At 73.5% G+C, this 16,468-nt stretch carries 15 protein-coding genes and 1 tRNA gene; 1 reads left to right on the forward strand and 15 read right to left on the reverse strand.

From position 1 onward, the window contains the following. Positions 1–2: 2 nt before the first annotated feature. The 3 genes from ACFTXQ_RS17935 to ACFTXQ_RS17945 all read right to left on the reverse strand — a co-directional run bounded on the left by ACFTXQ_RS17935 (position 3) and on the right by ACFTXQ_RS17945 (position 4,522). Positions 3–596, reverse strand: coding sequence for a lytic polysaccharide monooxygenase (locus ACFTXQ_RS17935; RefSeq protein ID WP_382641806.1), 594 nt, complete (start codon positions 594–596; stop codon positions 3–5). 201 nt (positions 597–797) lie between these two features. After that, positions 798–3,167 carry an SPFH domain-containing protein gene (locus ACFTXQ_RS17940; RefSeq protein WP_382641774.1) on the reverse strand — a complete coding sequence of 790 codons (2,370 nt, stop codon included), beginning with the start codon at positions 3,165–3,167 and terminating at the stop codon, positions 798–800. After that, on the reverse strand, positions 3,164–4,522 hold the full coding sequence (locus ACFTXQ_RS17945) for a peptidoglycan-binding protein (protein WP_382641808.1): 1,359 nt from the start codon (positions 4,520–4,522) through the stop codon (positions 3,164–3,166). The genes ACFTXQ_RS17940 and ACFTXQ_RS17945 overlap by 4 nt, the downstream gene beginning before the upstream one ends. A gap of 215 nt (positions 4,523–4,737) precedes the next feature. Here ACFTXQ_RS17945 and ACFTXQ_RS17950 point away from each other — a divergent pair. Beyond that, positions 4,738–4,811: transfer RNA gene (locus tag ACFTXQ_RS17950), tRNA-Lys, on the forward strand. 76 nt (positions 4,812–4,887) lie between these two features. On the opposite strand, the gene ACFTXQ_RS17955 is transcribed toward ACFTXQ_RS17950, so the two are convergent. From ACFTXQ_RS17955 to ACFTXQ_RS18010, 12 genes are all read right to left on the reverse strand, one after another. Further along, positions 4,888–5,550, reverse strand: coding sequence for a class F sortase (locus ACFTXQ_RS17955; protein ID WP_382641776.1), 663 nt, complete (start codon positions 5,548–5,550; stop codon positions 4,888–4,890). Then, positions 5,543–6,157, reverse strand: coding sequence for a hypothetical protein (locus tag ACFTXQ_RS17960; RefSeq protein WP_382641778.1), 615 nt, complete (start codon positions 6,155–6,157; stop codon positions 5,543–5,545). Before ACFTXQ_RS17960 ends, ACFTXQ_RS17955 begins: the two co-directional genes overlap by 8 nt. Before the next feature lie 82 nt (positions 6,158–6,239). Next, positions 6,240–7,019, reverse strand: coding sequence for an HAD-IIA family hydrolase (locus ACFTXQ_RS17965; RefSeq protein ID WP_382641780.1), 780 nt, complete (start codon positions 7,017–7,019; stop codon positions 6,240–6,242). 106 nt (positions 7,020–7,125) lie between these two features. After that, positions 7,126–8,649 (reverse strand): alkaline phosphatase family protein, encoded by a 1,524-nt coding sequence (locus tag ACFTXQ_RS17970; protein ID WP_382641782.1) that lies wholly within the window; start codon positions 8,647–8,649, stop codon positions 7,126–7,128. A gap of 132 nt (positions 8,650–8,781) precedes the next feature. After that, positions 8,782–9,858, reverse strand: a complete 1,077-nt coding sequence (locus tag ACFTXQ_RS17975; protein ID WP_382641784.1) for a 2-aminoethylphosphonate ABC transporter substrate-binding protein — start codon at positions 9,856–9,858, stop codon at positions 8,782–8,784. Between the two features lie 55 nt (positions 9,859–9,913). Then, entirely contained in the window at positions 9,914–10,711 is a 798-nt protein-coding gene (locus ACFTXQ_RS17980; protein WP_382641787.1) for an ABC transporter permease, read from the reverse strand. Beyond that, on the reverse strand, positions 10,698–11,660 hold the full coding sequence (locus ACFTXQ_RS17985; protein WP_382641789.1) for a 2-aminoethylphosphonate ABC transporter permease subunit: 963 nt from the start codon (positions 11,658–11,660) through the stop codon (positions 10,698–10,700). The genes ACFTXQ_RS17980 and ACFTXQ_RS17985 overlap by 14 nt, the downstream gene beginning before the upstream one ends. Beyond that, positions 11,653–12,702 carry an ABC transporter ATP-binding protein gene (locus ACFTXQ_RS17990; RefSeq protein ID WP_382641790.1) on the reverse strand — a complete coding sequence of 350 codons (1,050 nt, stop codon included), beginning with the start codon at positions 12,700–12,702 and terminating at the stop codon, positions 11,653–11,655. Before ACFTXQ_RS17990 ends, ACFTXQ_RS17985 begins: the two co-directional genes overlap by 8 nt. Next, complete coding sequence (locus ACFTXQ_RS17995) at positions 12,699–13,391, reverse strand: phosphonatase-like hydrolase (protein ID WP_382641792.1); 693 nt, start codon at positions 13,389–13,391, stop codon at positions 12,699–12,701. The genes ACFTXQ_RS17990 and ACFTXQ_RS17995 overlap by 4 nt, the downstream gene beginning before the upstream one ends. 5 nt (positions 13,392–13,396) lie before the next feature. Then, positions 13,397–14,518 carry a TIGR03364 family FAD-dependent oxidoreductase gene (locus ACFTXQ_RS18000; RefSeq protein WP_382641794.1) on the reverse strand — a complete coding sequence of 374 codons (1,122 nt, stop codon included), beginning with the start codon at positions 14,516–14,518 and terminating at the stop codon, positions 13,397–13,399. Positions 14,519–14,666: 148 nt separating this feature from the next. Beyond that, positions 14,667–15,431, reverse strand: a complete 765-nt coding sequence (locus ACFTXQ_RS18005; protein ID WP_382641796.1) for a GntR family transcriptional regulator — start codon at positions 15,429–15,431, stop codon at positions 14,667–14,669. Positions 15,432–15,487: 56 nt separating this feature from the next. Next, a complete protein-coding gene (locus tag ACFTXQ_RS18010) occupies positions 15,488–16,222 on the reverse strand; it encodes a hypothetical protein (protein WP_382641798.1) in 735 nt (244 codons plus the stop codon). Positions 16,223–16,468: the final 246 nt, after the last annotated feature.

Raw genomic sequence — 16,468 nt, forward strand, 5'->3', positions numbered from 1 at the left:
CGTCAGAATTGAACGTCGGAGCAGGCGTAGAAGGCGTTGCCCGTGTCGTTGATCGTCCAGACGGCCAGGATCATGTGACGGCCGAACTTCCCGCTCGGCATGGCGCCCTGGTGGACAGTGGTCATGGCGGGGCGGGCGCCGTTGTAGGCGACGGTGAGGAAGGGCTGGGGGTCGAGGTCGGCCCGCGTGAGGGCCTTGGTGCCGGTCCAGCCGTTCTTCGTGACGTAGTACTTGAAGTCGGTGGTGGAGTGGTTGGCGGTGAACTGCCACCGGAAGCTGTAGCTCTGGCCGCTGGTCACCTTGGTGGTGGGCCAGGCGCCGCCGCGCGGGTCGTCGAGCTCTGCGAACTGCGGCAGCCCGGCGGAACAGATCCTGCCGTCGGCGGGGCCGGCCGCCGGGAAGCCCTTGAGGCCCTCCACGCTCTGCGGCTCCCACTGGATGGCGCCGCAGTTGGCGACGGTCTTGTTGGCGCAGAGCTTCTGGCGGCTGATGGGGGTGTCGGTGTATCCGTGGCCGCTCGCGGTGGGGGCGCTGAGGACGGATATGCCGGCGATCAGGCCGAGACCGAGCAGGGCGGCGCCGGCTCGTCCGGGCATGCGGAGGCTACGCATGATGCTCCTTGAACGTGGGGGGAGTTCGGGGAGAGTGCGCGCACTGTCATTCAGGTCTAGACCAAGTCCCAGATTATTGACGGGAGTTGTCCGTGTCCATACCAAAGGGGGAACGGGTGGTCCGGTGCGTTCCGGCCACCCGTTCCCCTGCTGCTGCCGCGTCCGACCGCCCCGCGCCGTCCGGCGCTACTCGGCCCGTCCCGTGTAGAAGGCGACCGTGAGGTCCTTCACGAGGGCCTTGCGCTCGTAGTCGTCGAGCTCGACGAGCCCGCGCGAGGTCAGCCGGTGGACGGTGTCGTCGACGGCGTCGACGACCGAGCTCAGCACGGTGTCCCGGTGCTTGGCGTCGATCGCCGCGACCCGGCGGCGGCGCATGGCCTCGGCGACCTCGGCCGCGTACTCGATCCGGGTCGGCTGGGCCGAGAACACCTCGATCCCGACGGCCTCCGTCTCCGCCGCAACCATCCGGGTCAGCGCGTCGCCGACGGCCTCGGCGTCGCGCAGGGTCGGGGCGTCCTCGTGGAAGGCGTCGGCGGGGAGCTGGGACAGGACGCGGGCCATGGCCGATTCGACCTGTTCGGCGAGGTAGTCCACGTGGTCCGCGACGGCGAGGGTGGCCCGGGCGGTGTCCTTGACCTGCCAGACGACCTGGACCACGACCTGGAGGGCCAGACCGCCGGAGTCCACGGCGGGCATGGGTTCGCTGCGCCAGTGCCGCAGGCGTACGTCGACCCTGCGGCGCAGCAGGAGGGGGCTGACCCAGGTCAGGCCGGTACGGCGGACCGTGCCGCGGTAGCGGCCGAAGAGGGTGAGCACCCAGGCGTGGCCGGAACGGGCGCGGCCGAGGCCGCCGAGTGCGAGCAGGGCCACGATGCCGAGGAAGGCGAGCGGGGGCCAGTGGGTGGCGCGCAGGCCGTGGTAGGCGCGGGGGGTCCCGCCGAAGGCGGCCACGATCGTGGCCGGGACGGCGCCGGCCCGCCAGAGGACGGCCGCGCAGCCGGCGAGGGCGAGGCCGCCGATGCCGACGCCGATCCAGCCGGGCAGGACCGGTCCGCGGTGCTCCCGGAGCCGCTCGTCGCCCGGGGGGACGCGGCGGCCGGGGGCCGGGCGGGGGCCGGCCGGCGCGGTGCGGGCCGCCGGCTCGGCGGGGGCGGGGGACGCGGGGGGCTTCGCCGCGCCGCGGAAGGGCAGGTGCACCGGGACCTCGGTGACGGCGGTGCCGCGGTGGGGGCCGCGCGGGACGTCCGGGGCATCGGCCGCCGTCCCTTGCCGTGGCTCCAGCCCGCGGGCCACGGCCCGGGCGACGAGCTCGGCCACGCCGGGGCCGGGCACGCCGGGGTGCGGGGCTTCGGGGTCGGGGAGGGCGAGGTCGGGTTCGAGGTCGAGGTCGGGCTCGGGATCCGGCTCTCGGTCGAGTTCCAGGTCCGGCCAGGGCTCGGGGGCGGGCGCCGGCCCGGCGGGCTCGGGGTCCTGCGGGTGCGGGATCGCGGACTCCTCGTCGGCGGTCCGCAGGCGCAGGGTGTCCACGGGGGCGGGGACCGCCTGCTCCTCCCCCTGCGGGTGCGGGATCTCCGCGTACGGCTGCACGGGCTCGGACTCGGCCCGTGCCCGGGCCGGGGGCACCTCCAGGAGGGCGGTCGGCGCGGTGGCCCAGCCGGTCGAGGTCTCGTCCGCCGCGCCGGAAGTGCCCGGCTCGCGGGGCGCACCCACCCCGCGGAAACGGCCCGGCCCGGCAGGCGTCCGGGGATCCACCGGGTGCGCATGCGCGGACCCGGAGCCGGCCCCCGCCGGAGCGGAAGCCGCCTGCGCCCGCGGCGACGCGAACCCCGTCACGGCCGGGCCCGGGGCGCCGAGCGACTCCGCCGCCCGGTCCGGGGCCGGGACGGGCGGCCGGGGCTCGACCCCCGCCTGGGCGGGAGCCCAGGGGGCGCGCGGCGGCGCGAAGGGCACCGGGGCGGGGGCAACGGGCGGCTCCGCCGCCTGGTCCGAAGCCGGAGCGGGGGCCGCGGCGGCCGGTGCCGGGCCCCCAGGCGGCTCCGCCGCACGGTCCGGAGCCAGCACGGGGGGCCACGGGTCGCGCCGGGGGCCGAAGGCCGCCGAGGCGGGAGCCGGCGCGGCGCGCAGCGGCTCGGATACCGGGGCCGGAGCCGCGTGGGTGGGCGGCGGCACGGGAGCCTGGGCGGCGCGCAGCGGCCCGGGGGCCGGGGCCGGAGCCGAGTCGGCGGGAGCCGGCACGGGGCCCGGGGCGGCGCGCAGCGGCCCGAACCCGGACGCCGGAGCCGGGTCGGCGGGAGCCGGCGCGGGGCCCGGGGCGGCGCGCAGTGGCCCGAACCCGGACGCCGGAGCCGGGTGGGTGGGCAGTGGCGCGGGAGCCTGGGCGGCGCGTAGTGGCTCGGGTGCCGGGGTCGGAGACGGGTGGGTGGGGGGTGGGACGGATGGCGGCGGCGTGGGGGTCGCTCCGGCGGGCGGCGGCGGGAAGGCCGGTGTGGCGGGTGGTACCCGGAGGGTGCCCGTGGTCGAGGTGGTGTAGGTGGGGTGCATCGTTACCTCCGTCATGCGAAGAGCCGTCGCCACGTTTCCGGGCCCGGGTAGCCGTCGGCCGCGGCCCCGCGCCAGCCCTGTGCGCGCTGGAAGGCCTCGACGTTGCGGCGGTCGGACTCGCCCCAGCGGGGGCCCGGACCGGACGTGTAGTACTTGCCGAAGCCCTTCTTCACCAGCTGGCGCCCCAGCGCGGCGATGGCCTCGTGCGACCGGCCCGGGCGGAACACCCCGGCCCCGGGGTAGGCCCGTACGCCGGCCGGACCCGGCGCGCCCTCCACCGTCGGCGGGATGTCGTTGCCCTGCCGTTCCACCAGCAGCCGCCAGGTGTGCGCGCCCGGGACGCCGTCGGCGTCCGCGCCCGTCCAGCCCTGCGCGGCCTGGAAGGCCTGGGTGGCCAGCCGGTCGTGCTCGCTCCACGTCCGGTCGGCCACCCCCTTCGGGTAGAACCGGTACGCGCCGCGCTCGATCAGCATCCGGCCCAGCTGCGCGACGGAGTCGTTGGTCTGCCCCGGGGCGAACTTCGCGGCGCCCGGGAACGCGGCCGGCGCCGTCGGCTCCCCCGGCTTCGGGCCCCCCGGCGCCGGGTCCTCGGGCACGATCCCGCCCGTGACCCCGTTGAAGCGGTACGGGACGTACTTGGTCCCGTTGCTCCAGTAGCCGAAGGGCGTGGCCAGCTTCCGCGTCGTGGGCCGCGTCTGCTCGTAGGCGATGTAGTGCGTCTGCGTCTCGTCGACCCAGCCGCCGAAGAGGACGACGTGCGAGCCGTTGTTCGGATCCGCCGGGTTGTGGAAGAGCAGCATGTCCCCCGGCAGCAGCTCCGCCTTGGTGATCTTGGTGGCGAACTTGTCCAGGCTGCCGGTCCACTCGTTCGTCCCGAGGTTCCAGGCCATGGAGACGTAGCCCGAGCAGTCCTGCCGGTAGCCGTCCGTCCAGTACTCGGACATGCTGTACGGGACCTTCGCGTCCAGCCACAGCTTTGCCCGGTTGATGATCGTCGTCCGGTCGATCCGCTTCACGCCGGCCGGCGCCCCCGGCTTGCCGACCGGGCCCTTCGTCGGCCCGTGCAGCGGGCCGCGGCCGCCCTGCGGGGAGCCGGGGTCGTCCAGGGCCGCCGGGCCGCCGCCCGGCACCGGGGCCGCCCCGCCGGGGACCGGGGCCGTCATCGCCGCCGCGGTGCCGCCGCCACCGCCCAGGACCACCCCGGCGGCGGTGGCCAGCACCAGCGCCCGGCGGGCCCCGCGCGCGGCGGGGTGGCCGCCGTCCCGGAGCGGTATGGCCCGCGCGCGGGCGAGGGAGCGGCGGCGCTGGGCGCACCCGCGGCACACGCAGTCGCCCGCGGGCTCGTACTCCTCGAAAACGGGCATCGGCATCTGCACGTGCGTCGGCGGCTGCATCGTCATGCGGTTCCGTCCACTCCCCTGCTCGTCCACTGGTCGGCCACGACCACACCTGGCGGGGCGTCAGATGTTGCGCGGCCAGACATATCGTGCACGATAAACCCCTCAAACATGGGTTAATCGGACAAGGCGGGCGTGGCTGGTCACGAGCACCCGCGGAGGTGGGGTAGAGTTTTCCCTGTCAGCAAGCGCCGCTAGCTCAGTTGGTTAGAGCAGCTGACTCTTAATCAGCGGGTCCGGGGTTCGAGTCCCTGGCGGCGCACAGACGGAGGAAGCCCCTCGCAGCGAAAGCTGCGAGGGGCTTCCTCGTTGTCGCCGGACTTCCTCCGAACGGCGGGCTACACCGATGTCCCCCGGCGGACTCCCGTGCCCGTCAGATAGGCGGAGACCACCACGTTCGCCGTGTACTCCTTCGCAGCCTTGTCGTAGGAGCCCCCGCAGGTCACCAGCCTCAGTTCGGCCCGCCCCCTGACCCGCTGGCCGTACGCCTTGTGCGGGTCGAAGCCCGCGCGCTCGTAGACCCGTACGTCCTCGATGGTGAACTCGGCGACCGAGCCGTCCGCGCCCACCACCCGCACCTTGTCACCCGGACGCGCCGAGCTCAGCCCGTAGAACACCGCCGGCTTCGACTTGGTGTCCACGTGCCCGACCATCAGCGCGGCCCCGGCGGCGCCGGGCCGGGTGCCGGCGCCCCACCAGCCCACGGTGCCCGGGCTGTCGTACGGGGGCGGTTCGATCGCCCCGTCGGCGTCCAGGCCCCGGGGGATCACCGGGGCCTGGATGCCTATGGAGGGCACGTCGACGCGCTGGGGCAGGGCCGCGGCGAGGGGCGCGTGCGCGGCGGGCAGGCCCGGGACCACCGCCGCCCCGCCGCCCTGCCCGGTGAGCGGGGCCGGTACCCCGGTGAGCTGGCGGCCCCAGAGCCACAGGCCGAGCACCAGCACCGACCAGGCGGCGAAGGTCAGCAGCCGGCCGCTGCCGGAGGTCTTGCCCTCACTCACCGTTGCGGCGGCGGCGCAGGGTCAGGGCCCGGCCCGCGACGGCGAGGGTGGCGGCGGCGGCCAGCACGGCGCCGATCACGGTGTGCGGCAGGCCCGGGCCGTCGCCCCCGTGGTTCTTCTTGGCCGCCGCGGCCAGCCGGGAGGTCTCCTCGACCTCGGCGGACATGCCGCCGCCGCCCGCGTGGACCGGCCAGACCGGCGAGGCGTGGTGGGTCGGGCGGTACTGGCCGATCTCGATGCTGCCGCTGACCTTGTCGTGCCCGTCGCAGGTCACCCGGATGGAGTGCCGGCCCGGCTGGGCGTGCGAGCTGATCGTCGCGTCGCCGTACAGCGGGCTGCGGCCGCCGTCGCGGCCGTACAGGTCGACTTCCGTCACGAAGACGGAGGACTTGGCCGCACCCCGCGTGCCGTCACAGCCCTGGACGCGCAGCTTGACCTGCGCCCCCGGGTGGGCCGGGTCCGGATCGACCGAGATGCTGCCGTGATCGCCTCCGCTCCCCCATCGGTCGTCCTCGCCCGCGAGCGCGGCGGGCGCGGTCACGGCGGTCAGCGCCGTCAGGGCGACGGCCACCCCGGTGACACGGAGTGCGATCAGAACGCTGCGCATGGTGAACCTCCTCAACAAGGAGATTCACGCGCGCCGTGCCGCCCCGCATCCGGAGCGGCGCCGTACGTGTCAGCCGTACGCGTTACACGAGGTCGACCAGGTCGGCGATCGAGTCGACGGTCCTGGTGGGCCGGTACGGGAACTTCTCGGTGTCCGCGACCGAGGTCAGACCGGTGAGGACGAGGAAGGTCTGCATGCCCGCCTCCAGGCCCGCGAGCACGTCGGTGTCCATCCGGTCGCCGATCATCGCGCTGGTCTCGGAGTGCGCGCCGATCGCGTTCAGGCCGGTCCGCATCATCAGCGGGTTGGGCTTGCCGGCGAAGTACGGCTTCTTGCCGGTCGCCTTCGTGATCAGCGCGGCGACCGCGCCGGTGGCCGGGAGCGGGCCCTCGGTGGAGGGGCCGGTCTCGTCGGGGTTGGTGCAGATGAAGCGGGCGCCCGCGTTGATCAGGCGGACCGCCTTGGTCATGGCCTCGAAGCTGTAGGTGCGGGTCTCGCCGAGGACCACGTAGTCGGGCTCGTGGTCGGTCAGGACGTAGCCGATGTCGTGCAGGGCGGTGGTCAGGCCGGCCTCGCCGATGACGTACGCGGTGCCGCCGGGGCGCTGGTCGTCGAGGAACTTGGCGGTGGCGAGCGCGGAGGTCCAGATGTTCTCGACGGGGACGTCGAGGCCCATGCGGCTGAGGCGGGCCTGGAGGTCGCGGGGGGTGTAGATGGAGTTGTTGGTCAGCACCAGGAAGGGCTTGCCTGATTCGCGCAGCCGCTTGATGAAGGTATCGGCGCCGGGGATCGGGGTGCCCTCGTGGATCAGGACCCCGTCCATGTCGGTGAGCCAGGATTCGATCGGCTTGCGCTCTGCCACGGACTTCTCTCCAGTCTGGGGGCCTCTGACCTGCGATCTGTGGTCTGTACCACCACCCTAGCGGGAGCGGGCCGTGGACGGCGTGGGCGTCCACGGCCCGGACGTGCTAGCCCAGCTGGACGTCGTCGACGGTCCAGTACCAGTTGTTGCTGCCGGTGTAGCGGAAGCGGATCTGGACGTCGGTGGCGCCCGCCGGGATCTGCAGCGGGAGGGACTCGGCCTTGGCGACGGCGTCCGCGGTGTAGGACTTCACCACGGTCGGCGTGCCGCCGTTGTAGGAGACCAGGACCTGGGCGGTCTGCGGAGCCTCCTGGCGGTAGTGCGTCCGGTAGGTCAGGGTGCGCGTGGTACCGCCGGTGACCGCCCACTTGGGGGTGATCAGGATGGAGTCGAACGTGCCGGTGTGGCTCTTGTCGTCCCACTCGTCGGAGTCGGCGACGGCGAAGACGTCACGGGAGCGGACGTTCAGCTCGCGCCACTGGTCGCGCTGCGTCTGGCTCCAGAACTCGTCGGTGGCGAAGGCCCATCCGGCCCACTCGGCGACGCCGCCCGTGCCCATCCTGGAGTTGTCCACGGACCAGCCGGCGGGTGGGGTGTGCGTGAAGCCCTTCACCCCGGCCGGGATGCCCGTCTCGTCCACGCGGGCCTGGAGGTTCGGGCGCAGGGTGTCGAAGGGGTCGCTGTCGGGGGCGTTCAGCGGGACGCCGTCCAGCCCGGTCGTGGGGACCCCGACCTGCTGGAGCGCGGTCGCCGCCACGTCGACCAGGCGTACGTCGTCCCGTACGGAACCGGCGGGAATGCCCGCGCCCTTGGCGATGACGAAGGTGCCGCGCTCCTGGATGGTGGAGCCGCCGTGGCCGCCGGCGTCGGTGTGGCCGTGGTCGGTGGTGACCAGGATCCTCCAGTTCTCCTGGGCGTAGGTCGGGCGGCTCTGCACGGCCGTGAGGAGCTGGCCGACCATGGTGTCGACGCGGCCGATGGCGTCGAGGTACTGCCGGCTCGCGGCGCCGTAGGAGTGTCCGGCGGAGTCGACCTGGCCGAGGTAGACGAAGGCCGCGTCGGGGTTCTGGTCGCGGAGTTCGGCGGAGGCCGCGGCGGCGATCTTCGGGTCCTCGTTGCCGTAGCCGTCGCGGTCGCCCTTGAGGGAGAGGCGCTTGTCGACCTTGGCGGAGAAGATCGGGCCGTTCTGGTCGGTGGAGGTGATGGGCTCCCAGTCGGCGGCCGCGTAGGTGTTGAGCGCCGGCTTGGCGTTCTCGATGCGGGTGAGGAAGTCCGGGTAGGCGGCGTAGTTCTTGCCGGTGAAGGAGTTGTCCTTCACGCCGTGCTTGTCGGGCCAGACGCCGGTGGCGATGGTGGACCAGCCGGGGCCCGAGGAGGTGGCGGCCATCGGGTTCGCGTAGAGGGTGCTGCGGGCGGTGAGCCCCTGGGCCATGAGGCCCTGCAGGTTCGGCGCGTCGGCGGCCTTGACGCGGTCGAGGACGGTGCCGTCGATGCCGATGACGAGGACCTTGTCGGTCGGGGCGGCGGCCTCTTCGGCGGTGGCGGTGTGCGCGCCGAGGGCGGTGGCGAGCAGGGCGGTGGCGGCGGTGGCCACGGCGAGGGTGCGTCCGGTGGGGACAGCAGTGGGCACGAACTCCTCCGGGAGTCACGTCGGGATGGCGCTGAGGACATGCGCCGGGTCCGGACCGAGGGTGCGGCTTTCGGTCCAGACCCGTTATGCAAGCGTCACTCTCCCGGTCGTGGGTGACCAGGAGGCAACCAGTCAGCTTCCGGTCGCCGACTTCCACGCGTCGACGTAGGCGGCGAGGTTCTTGTCGATGTCGGCCCAGTCCGGCTCGAAGACCTCGACACCGGTCATGAGCCTGGTGAGTTCGACGGCGTTGGCGTCGGTGGGCTTGACGTCGGTGCGCGCCGGGAAGCCGCCGCCGACCTCGCTGACCAGCTTCTGGGCCTCCTCGCCGAGCATGAAGTCGAGGAGCTTCCTGCCGTTCTCGGTGTGGGGGGCCTTGTCGACCAGGCCGGCCGCGTAGGGCAGGGCGAAGGTGGTCGGCTTGCCGCCGTCCCTGGCCGGGAACCAGATGCCCAGGTTCGGCATGGACTTGGACTGCGCGAAGTTCATCTGGACGTCGCCGTTGGCCACGAGCAGCTCGCCCTTGTCGGTCTTGGGCGCGAGCTTGCTGGTGGAGGAGGAGGGGCCGACGTTGTTGGCCTGGAGCTTCTTCAGGTACTCCAGCGCGGGCTCCTTGCCGCCGAAGTCGTGCATCGACTTGACGAGGACGGCGGTGCCGTCGCCCGCGACGCCCGGGGTGGAGTACTGGAGCTTGCCCTTGTACTTGGCGTCCAGCAGCTCCTCCCAGGTCTTGGGGGCCTCGGCGAGCTCCTTCTTGTTGTAGACGAAGCCGAAGTAGTTGTTGACGACCGAGGTCCACTTGCCGTCGGCGGCCTTGTCCGCGCCGTTGACCTTGTCGGAGCCCTGGGGCTTGTAGGGCTGGAGGAGGCCCTTGCCGTCGGCCTGCTGGATGAAGGGCGGCAGGGTGATCAGTACGTCGGCCTGGGTGTTGGTCTTCTCGCGGACGGCGCGCTGCACCATCTCGCCCGAGCCGCCCTCGACGTACTTGACCTCGATGCCGGTCTTCTTGGTGAACTCGGCGAAGACCTTGTCGTACCAGCCGTCGCCCTTGTCGCTCTTGAGTCCGTCGGCGCTGTAGACGGTGACGACCTTCTCGCCGCCCTTGGAGTCGGCGGAGGAGGCGGAGCCGCCGCAGGCGGTGAGGGAGGCGGCGAGGGCGAGGCTGCCGGTGACGGCGGCGGTGGCGCGGAGGAGTCTCTTGCTGGGCATGGAACTTCCTTACGGGAAAAGGGAGTCAGCGGGGGTACGCAGGTGGGGTCGCGGTTCAGCGGTACGCGGCTTTGGTGCGGATGCGGGAGACGGCCAGGAGCACCAGCAGGGTGGCGGCCATCAGGACCACGGCGACGGCGGAGCCGCTGAAGAGCGAACCGCGGTCGGTGGCGGTGAAGATGCGGACCGGCAGGGGCATCCAGTCCGGCGGGTAGAGCATCATCGTGGCGCTCAGCTCGCCCATGGACAGCGCGAAGCAGAGCCCGGCGGCCGCGGTGAGGGACGGCAGCAGGAGGGGAAGCTTGACCCGCCACAGCACGTACGCGGGGCGGGCGCCCAGGGAGGCCGCCGCCTGCTCGTACGCGGGGTCGAGACGGAGTATCGCGGCCGAAACCGACTGGTAGGCGAACGCCGTGACAAGAACCGTGTGCGCCAGGATGACGATGGAGCCGGTGCCGTTGAGCAGGAGCGGGGGCTTGCTGAAGGCGACCAGGACGGCGAGGCCGACGACGACGGACGGCACGGCGACGGGCAGCATGAACAGCGCGTCCAGGGACCGCTTCCCGCGCTTGCCGAGGGCGGCGGCGGCCAGGGCGGCCCAGGTGCCGACGATGAGGGCGAGCAGGCCGGCGACGACGGCGGTGACCAGGCTGGTGGTCAGGGCCCGGAGGGATTCGCCCTGGACGGCGGAGGCGTAGTTCGCGGTGGTCGGGCCGGAGGGGAAGGCGCCGGACCAGTGGGTGGCGAAGGAGGCCGCGACCACGACGAGCAGCGGCAGCGCGAAGAGGGGGAGGAACAGGGCGCCGAAGAGGGCCCAGGCCGCCCAGCGGCCGGTCCGGCTATGCACCAGCACGCTTACCCACCACCCGGTAGAGGCCGAACAGGCCGACGGAGATCGCGATGTTGACGACGGCGACCACACAGGCGGCCGCGTAGTCGGATTCGAGGATCGCCTTGCCGTAGACGAGCATCGGGAGGGTCGTGACGTCCTTGGCCCCGGTGAACAGGACGATCCCGAACTCGTTGAGGCACATGACGAGGACGAGGCTGCCGCCGGCGGCGAGGGCCGGGAGCGCTTCGGGGAGGATCACCTTCCGGATGATCCGGGCGGGGCGGGCGCCGAGGCCTGCGGCCACCTCCAGCTGGGCGGTGTCCAGTTGGGAGAAGGCGGCGAGCAGGGGGCGCATCACGAAGGGCGTGAAGTAGGTGATCTCCGCGAGGAGGACGCCCCAGGGGGTGGTGAGGAAGTGGAAGGGGCCCTCGGCGGCGCCGGTCAGGCCGGTGACGAGGCCGTTGGCCATGCCGACGGTGCCGTAGACGAAGAGGAGGGCGAGGGTGATGAGGAAGGAGGGGAAGGAGAGGAAGACGTCGATGAACTTCGCGACGGCCTTGGCGCCGGGGAAGGGCACGAAGGCGATGACGAGGGCGAGCCCGAAGCCGAGGAGCAGGCAGCCGGCGGTGGCGCCGACGGCGAGCCAGACGGTGGTCCCGAGGGCCTCGCGGAACCCGTGCGAGGCGAAGACGGAGGCGTACGCGCCGAAGGCGCCGCCCCCGTTCTCGGGGCTGAACGACTGCTGGACCACCAGCCCGAGGGGGTAGAGGAACACGAGTCCGAGCACGGCCAGGGGAGGCAGCGCCCACACACCGCGCGGCACGCGGGACCCTCGCGGGGTGGCACCGGTCCCCTGCGGGGTGCTGCCGGCTCCGGTGGTCCCCGTCGGGGCAGCGCCTTCCCGGCGGGCCGGACTCTCCAGCCCCGCCGGCGGCGGCACCGGGGCGGCTCGGCGAGTGGTGTCAGGCATCCGTCACCCCTGCGGCGAGCAGCACGGCGTCCCGGGGTTCGAAGTGCAGCGTGACCCGCTCGCCGAGGGCCGGGGTCTCCCGGAGCTCCGGGAGGTCCGCCTTGACGCGGTGACCGTCCACGTCGACGTACAGGCGGTGGGTGGAGCCGCGCCACTGGACCTCGGCGATCGTGCCGGAGAGGGCGTTGGGTCCGGCCCCGAGGCCGAGCAGGTGCGGCCGTACGCACAGGGTGGCCGTGGAGCCCGGCACCGCGCGGCCGCGGTCGAGGGTCAGCGGGCGGCCCGCGAAGACCGCCCCGGCCTCGGACACCGTCACCGGCAGCAGGTTCGCGTTGCCGACGAACGAGGCCGTGAACTCGGTGCGCGGGGCCCGGTACAGCTCCTGCGGGGTCCCGCAGTCCTGGAGGCGGGCCTTGTCCATGACCGTGATCCGGTCGGCCAGGGTGAGGGCCTCGACCTGGTCGTGCGTGACGTACAGGATGGACACGTCGGGTAGTTCGCGGTGCAGACGGGCCAGTTCCGCGAGCATCCCGGAGCGCAGCTGCGCGTCGAGGGCCGAGAGGGGCTCGTCCAGCAGGAGCACGCCGGGGCGGATGGCGAGCGCGCGGGCGATGGCGACCCGCTGCTGCTGGCCGCCCGACAGCTCGCGGGGGTAGCGCCGCGCGTAGGCCGCCATGCCCGTCAGCTCCAGCGCCTCGGCTACCCGGCCGGGGATCTCGGCCTTCGGGGCCTTCTGCGCCTTGAGGCCGAAGGCCACGTTCTCCTCGACCCGCATGTGCGGGAAGAGCGCGTACTGCTGGACCACCATGCCGATGCCGCGTTTGTGCGGCGGGAGCGCGGTGACGTCCCGGCCGCCGATCAGCACCCGGCCCGCGGCGGGCCGTACGAAGCCGGCGACCGCGCGCAGCGCCGTGGTCTTGCCCGAGCCGGAGGGGCCGAGCAGGGCCATCACCTCGCCGGGTTCGACGGTCAGGTCGAGGGAGTCCAGGACGGTGTTGCCGCCGTAGGCGACGGACACCCCGTCGAACCGGATGCCGCTCACGCCGGCCCCGCCAGCAGCTGCGGGAGTTCGGCGATGGAGCCGAGGACGTGGGTCGCTCCGTGCTCGGTCAGCGCCGGGCGGTCGTGGGCGCCGGTGAGGACGCCCGCCACGATGCCGGCGCCGGCGCGGCGGCCGCTGAGCATGTCGTAGGCCGTGTCGCCGGCGACGACGAGGTCGCGTACGTCGGCCACGGCGCCGGTGCGCAGGAAGGCGGCCAGGACCATGTCCGGGTAGGGCCGGCCGCGGCCGCCCGCGTCGGCGGGGCAGAGGGTGAGGTCGGCGAGGTCCTGCCAGCCGAGGGCGTCGAGGATGGCGTCCTGGGTGACGCGGGCGAAGCCGGTGGTCAGGACGACGGTGCGGCCGTCGGCGCGGAGCTCCTCGATGGTGGCGCGGGCGCCGGGGACCGGCGCGATGAGCCCGCCGTCGACGAGGTTCCCGTACGCCTCCTCGAAGGCGGAGTTGGCGCGCCGGGCGAGTTCCTCCGTACCGAAGAGGTGGCGGAAGACGGAGATCTTCGACTCGCCCATGGTGTCGCGGACGTAGCGGAGCTTCTCCGCGTGGTCGGGGGTGCCCGGTTCGACGCCGAGGTGCTCGGCGGCGCGCTCGAAGGCGCGCTCGACGAGGCCGCCGTCGGCGACGGTGGTGCCGGCCATGTCGAGGACGATCAGGTTGTGCTGAGTGTCGGTCATGGTGCTTACCAGCCCAGTTCGTTCGCGGTGGTCTCGGCTATGGCGGGCGAGCAGGTCATGCCGCGCCCGCCGGGTCCGGTCACCAGCCAGACGCCGTCGGCGACCTGCTGGCGGTGGACGACGCGGGTGGTGTCGGTGCACTGCGCGTACACGCCCGCCCAGCGGTGCCGGATCTTCGGCAGGGGGCGGCCCAGGAAGGACTCGACCACCTCGGTGAGGTGCTCGTAGGGGTCCTCGAGGGTGTCGAACGCGAAGGGGTGCTCGTACTCGTGGGTGTCGCCGATGGTCAGCCCGCCGTCCCTGCGCTGGACCATGAGCAGCTGCATCCTGTGCTCGGCGGCGATCGGGGCCTGCGCCTGCCCGGCGTTGAGCTCGTCGAGGGCGGCGGACCGGTAGGCGGGGTAGTAGCGGAAGCTGTCGGCGTCGGCGACCGAGGTGGTGAGCGGCTCGCCCAGGGGGGCGGTCTGCATCATCTGGAGCCGTACGCGGCGCACGGGCAGGTCGGGGACCAGTTCGCGGACCAGGCCGGACAGCCAGGCGCCGGTGGCGAGGACGACGGCGTCGCCGCGGTGGACGTCGCCGTGGTCGTCGCGGACGGCGCCGTTCCCGACGACCTCGCGGACTTCGCGGCCGGGGAGGAAGGTGTAGCGGCCGGTCGCCCGGAGCGCCTCGCGGAGGTGGAGCTGTGCGGTGCGCGGCTCGACGGCCGCGTCGCGCTCGCACCACAGGGCGGCCTCGAAGGCGCCGCGCAGGGCCGGGTTGATCTCCCGGGCCTCGGCGGCGGTGACCAGTTCGTAGCCGCGGGCGGCGGCGTCGGGGCGGGCCGCGGCGGCCTCGGCGACGGCGTACTCGCGGGCGTTGCGGACGGGGGTGAGGGAGCCGATGGCGCGGAAGCCCAGGCCGGGCACCTCCGCGCCGATGCGCTCCCAGAGCTCGCGGGCCCGCAGGGCGGTGTCGAGCTCCTCGCCACCGGCCCGTCCGCTGACCCAGATCTGGCCGAAATTGCGCAGTGACGCGCCGCGGGCCTCCGCCTCTCGCTCGATCTGGACGACCTCGTGGCCGCGTTCGACTGCTTGCCAGGCGTGCATGGTGCCGACCACGCCGCCGCCTACGACTATGACTCTCACGCCGTCCACGGTGTGGGCGGCCCGTGACCCGCGAGGAGCCGTCCGGCAACGGGCCGGTGAACAGCCCCCGACACTTGGACTAGACCCGTTATGTTTCTGTGACATGAGTACGCCCCTTTACGGCAGGTCTGGGCTGATTGGCTCGGGGCTATCCGGGCCGCAGGTGGGTCGTGAAGCTGAACCGGTCACCACGGTAGAGCGAACGCACCCGCTCCAGGGGCCGGCCGTCCTGGTCCCGCGAGAAGCGGTGGATGAGCAGCATGGGGAGCGCGGGCGGGGTGCCGATCAGCAGGGCTTCGCGGGGGGTCGCGAGGACCGTCTCCAGCTTTTCGTCGGCGTCGCCGAAGGAGATGCCGAGGCTGTCGCGGAGGTATCCGTAGAAGGAGGAGTCCGGCCGGAAATCGACGTCGAGGCGCGGGGCACGGGCCACCCGGATGTAGGTGCTCTCCAGCCCGACGCGCTCGTCGTCGGCCAGCAGGACGCGCTCCAGGTGCCAGACGGGCTCGCCGGGCTCGGCGCCGATGCCCGTCGCGAGGTCGGGCGGGCAGGGGAACTGCTCCAGGCCGATGAGGTTCCGGCCGGGCCTGCGGCCCTGGCGCCGTACGCCTTCCGTGTAGCTGGCGAGGGAGAGGGGCTGCTCCAGCTTCGGGCCGGCCACGACGGTCCCGCGGCCGGAGCGGCGCAGCCGGCCTTCGAGCAGCAGCTCGCGCAGGGCCTGGCGGACGGTCTCACGGGAGACCTCGTAGCGCTCGGCGAGGTCGCGCTCGGTGGGGAGCGTGCCGCCCTCGCCGAGCTCGTCGAGGAGTTCGGCGATGCGGGCCTTGACGGCGTAGTACTTGGGGATGCGGCCGTGCTCGGGGATGCCCGAGCGGACGGGCGAGCCCGGGCGGTGGTGCCGGTTCTGTTCTTCCACGGGGGGACTCTATGCGGGCCGCGTGTACGGGCCGCTGCGCGTGTGCGCGTACGGGATCAGGGGGCGGGTCGGCGCAACCGCCGGGCCCCCAGCAGGAGTCCGCAGCCGGTGGCGAGGGCGGCCGCGGCGCCGGCGCCGTACGTCCACTCGCGGGGGCCGGTGTGCGCGAGGGAGCCGGCCTCGCCGGAGTCCTCGGGGCCCTCGACGGAGAAGCGGTAGCCGCCGGCCTCGCCGATCCAGTCGCCGTCGTCGCCCTTGCGCTGAACGAGGGCGGCGTCGGCGACGACCTCGCCGGTGGGGGCGTCGGGCGCGAAGGCGAGGCCCACCTTGACGGTCAGCGAGCCGCCGGGGGCGACGGTGAAGCCGGGGAAGGCGTCGCCGCCGTCGAAGACGGCGATGATCTCGTCGCGGTCGGTCCGCTCCAGGCTGACGGGGAGGGTGCCGCTCGGGGAGTCGAACTCCATCCGCAGGTGGGCGGGGCGCAGGGCGCGGGCCTTGTCGGTGAGGACGACGACGGGGTGGATGGCGGTGCAGGTGGAGTTGGTGGTGTTCGTCAGGTCCAGGTACCAGGTCTGGGGCCCGCCGCCGGTGCGGTACACGGCCGGGCCGCCGCGGATGCGGGCCCCGATGGGGAAGGCGGTGCTCTTCCCGTCCCCGCAGGTGGCCTGCGCGCGGGACGGCAGGGCGGGGGCGGGGCGGGCGCCGCCGCCGGTGCCGATGTCCGCGGCCGCGGTGGGGGCGGTGGTGGCTACGAGTACGGCGGTGAGGGCAAGGGCTTTGCGCAGTCGCATGGAAGACCTTCGCTGCTCGCCGGACGGGACGATGGTCGGACCAGGTGACAATCACCCCGGCCCTGCCTGCCCGCACCCTGCCATGCCGGCCCGCCCCCCTCCGCACGCCGCGCCTGAGTTGCTCCGGTTTACGCCCGAACGAACCACCGGGTCAACCCCAACACCGCCGGGGGCACGTCCAGCCCCTCCGGCGTTTGAGGAGCGGGGGTCCGGGGGCTGGCCCCCGGCAGCGGCGCCGCACCCGCG

The sequence above is a fragment of the Streptomyces sp. NPDC057010 genome, assembly GCF_042673805.1.
In the GTDB taxonomy this organism is placed as follows: Bacteria; Actinomycetota; Actinomycetes; order Streptomycetales; family Streptomycetaceae; genus Streptomyces.

Excerpts from the sequence above, each read along its gene's own strand:
- ACFTXQ_RS17935 (WP_382641806.1), bottom strand. The coding sequence starts at position 596 with ATGCCCGGACGAGCCGGCGCCGCCCTGCTCGGTCTCGGCCTGATCGCC.
- ACFTXQ_RS17940 (WP_382641774.1), bottom strand. The coding sequence starts at position 3,167 with ATGACGGAGGTAACGATGCACCCCACCTACACCACCTCGACCACGGGC.
- ACFTXQ_RS17945 (WP_382641808.1), bottom strand. The coding sequence starts at position 4,522 with ATGCCGATGCCCGTTTTCGAGGAGTACGAGCCCGCGGGCGACTGCGTG.
- ACFTXQ_RS17960 (WP_382641778.1), bottom strand. The coding sequence starts at position 6,157 with ATGCGCAGCGTTCTGATCGCACTCCGTGTCACCGGGGTGGCCGTCGCC.
- ACFTXQ_RS17975 (WP_382641784.1), bottom strand. The coding sequence starts at position 9,858 with ATGCCCAGCAAGAGACTCCTCCGCGCCACCGCCGCCGTCACCGGCAGC.
- ACFTXQ_RS17985 (WP_382641789.1), bottom strand. The coding sequence starts at position 11,660 with ATGCCTGACACCACTCGCCGAGCCGCCCCGGTGCCGCCGCCGGCGGGG.
- ACFTXQ_RS17995 (WP_382641792.1), bottom strand. The coding sequence starts at position 13,391 with ATGACCGACACTCAGCACAACCTGATCGTCCTCGACATGGCCGGCACC.
- ACFTXQ_RS18010 (WP_382641798.1), bottom strand. The coding sequence starts at position 16,222 with ATGCGACTGCGCAAAGCCCTTGCCCTCACCGCCGTACTCGTAGCCACC.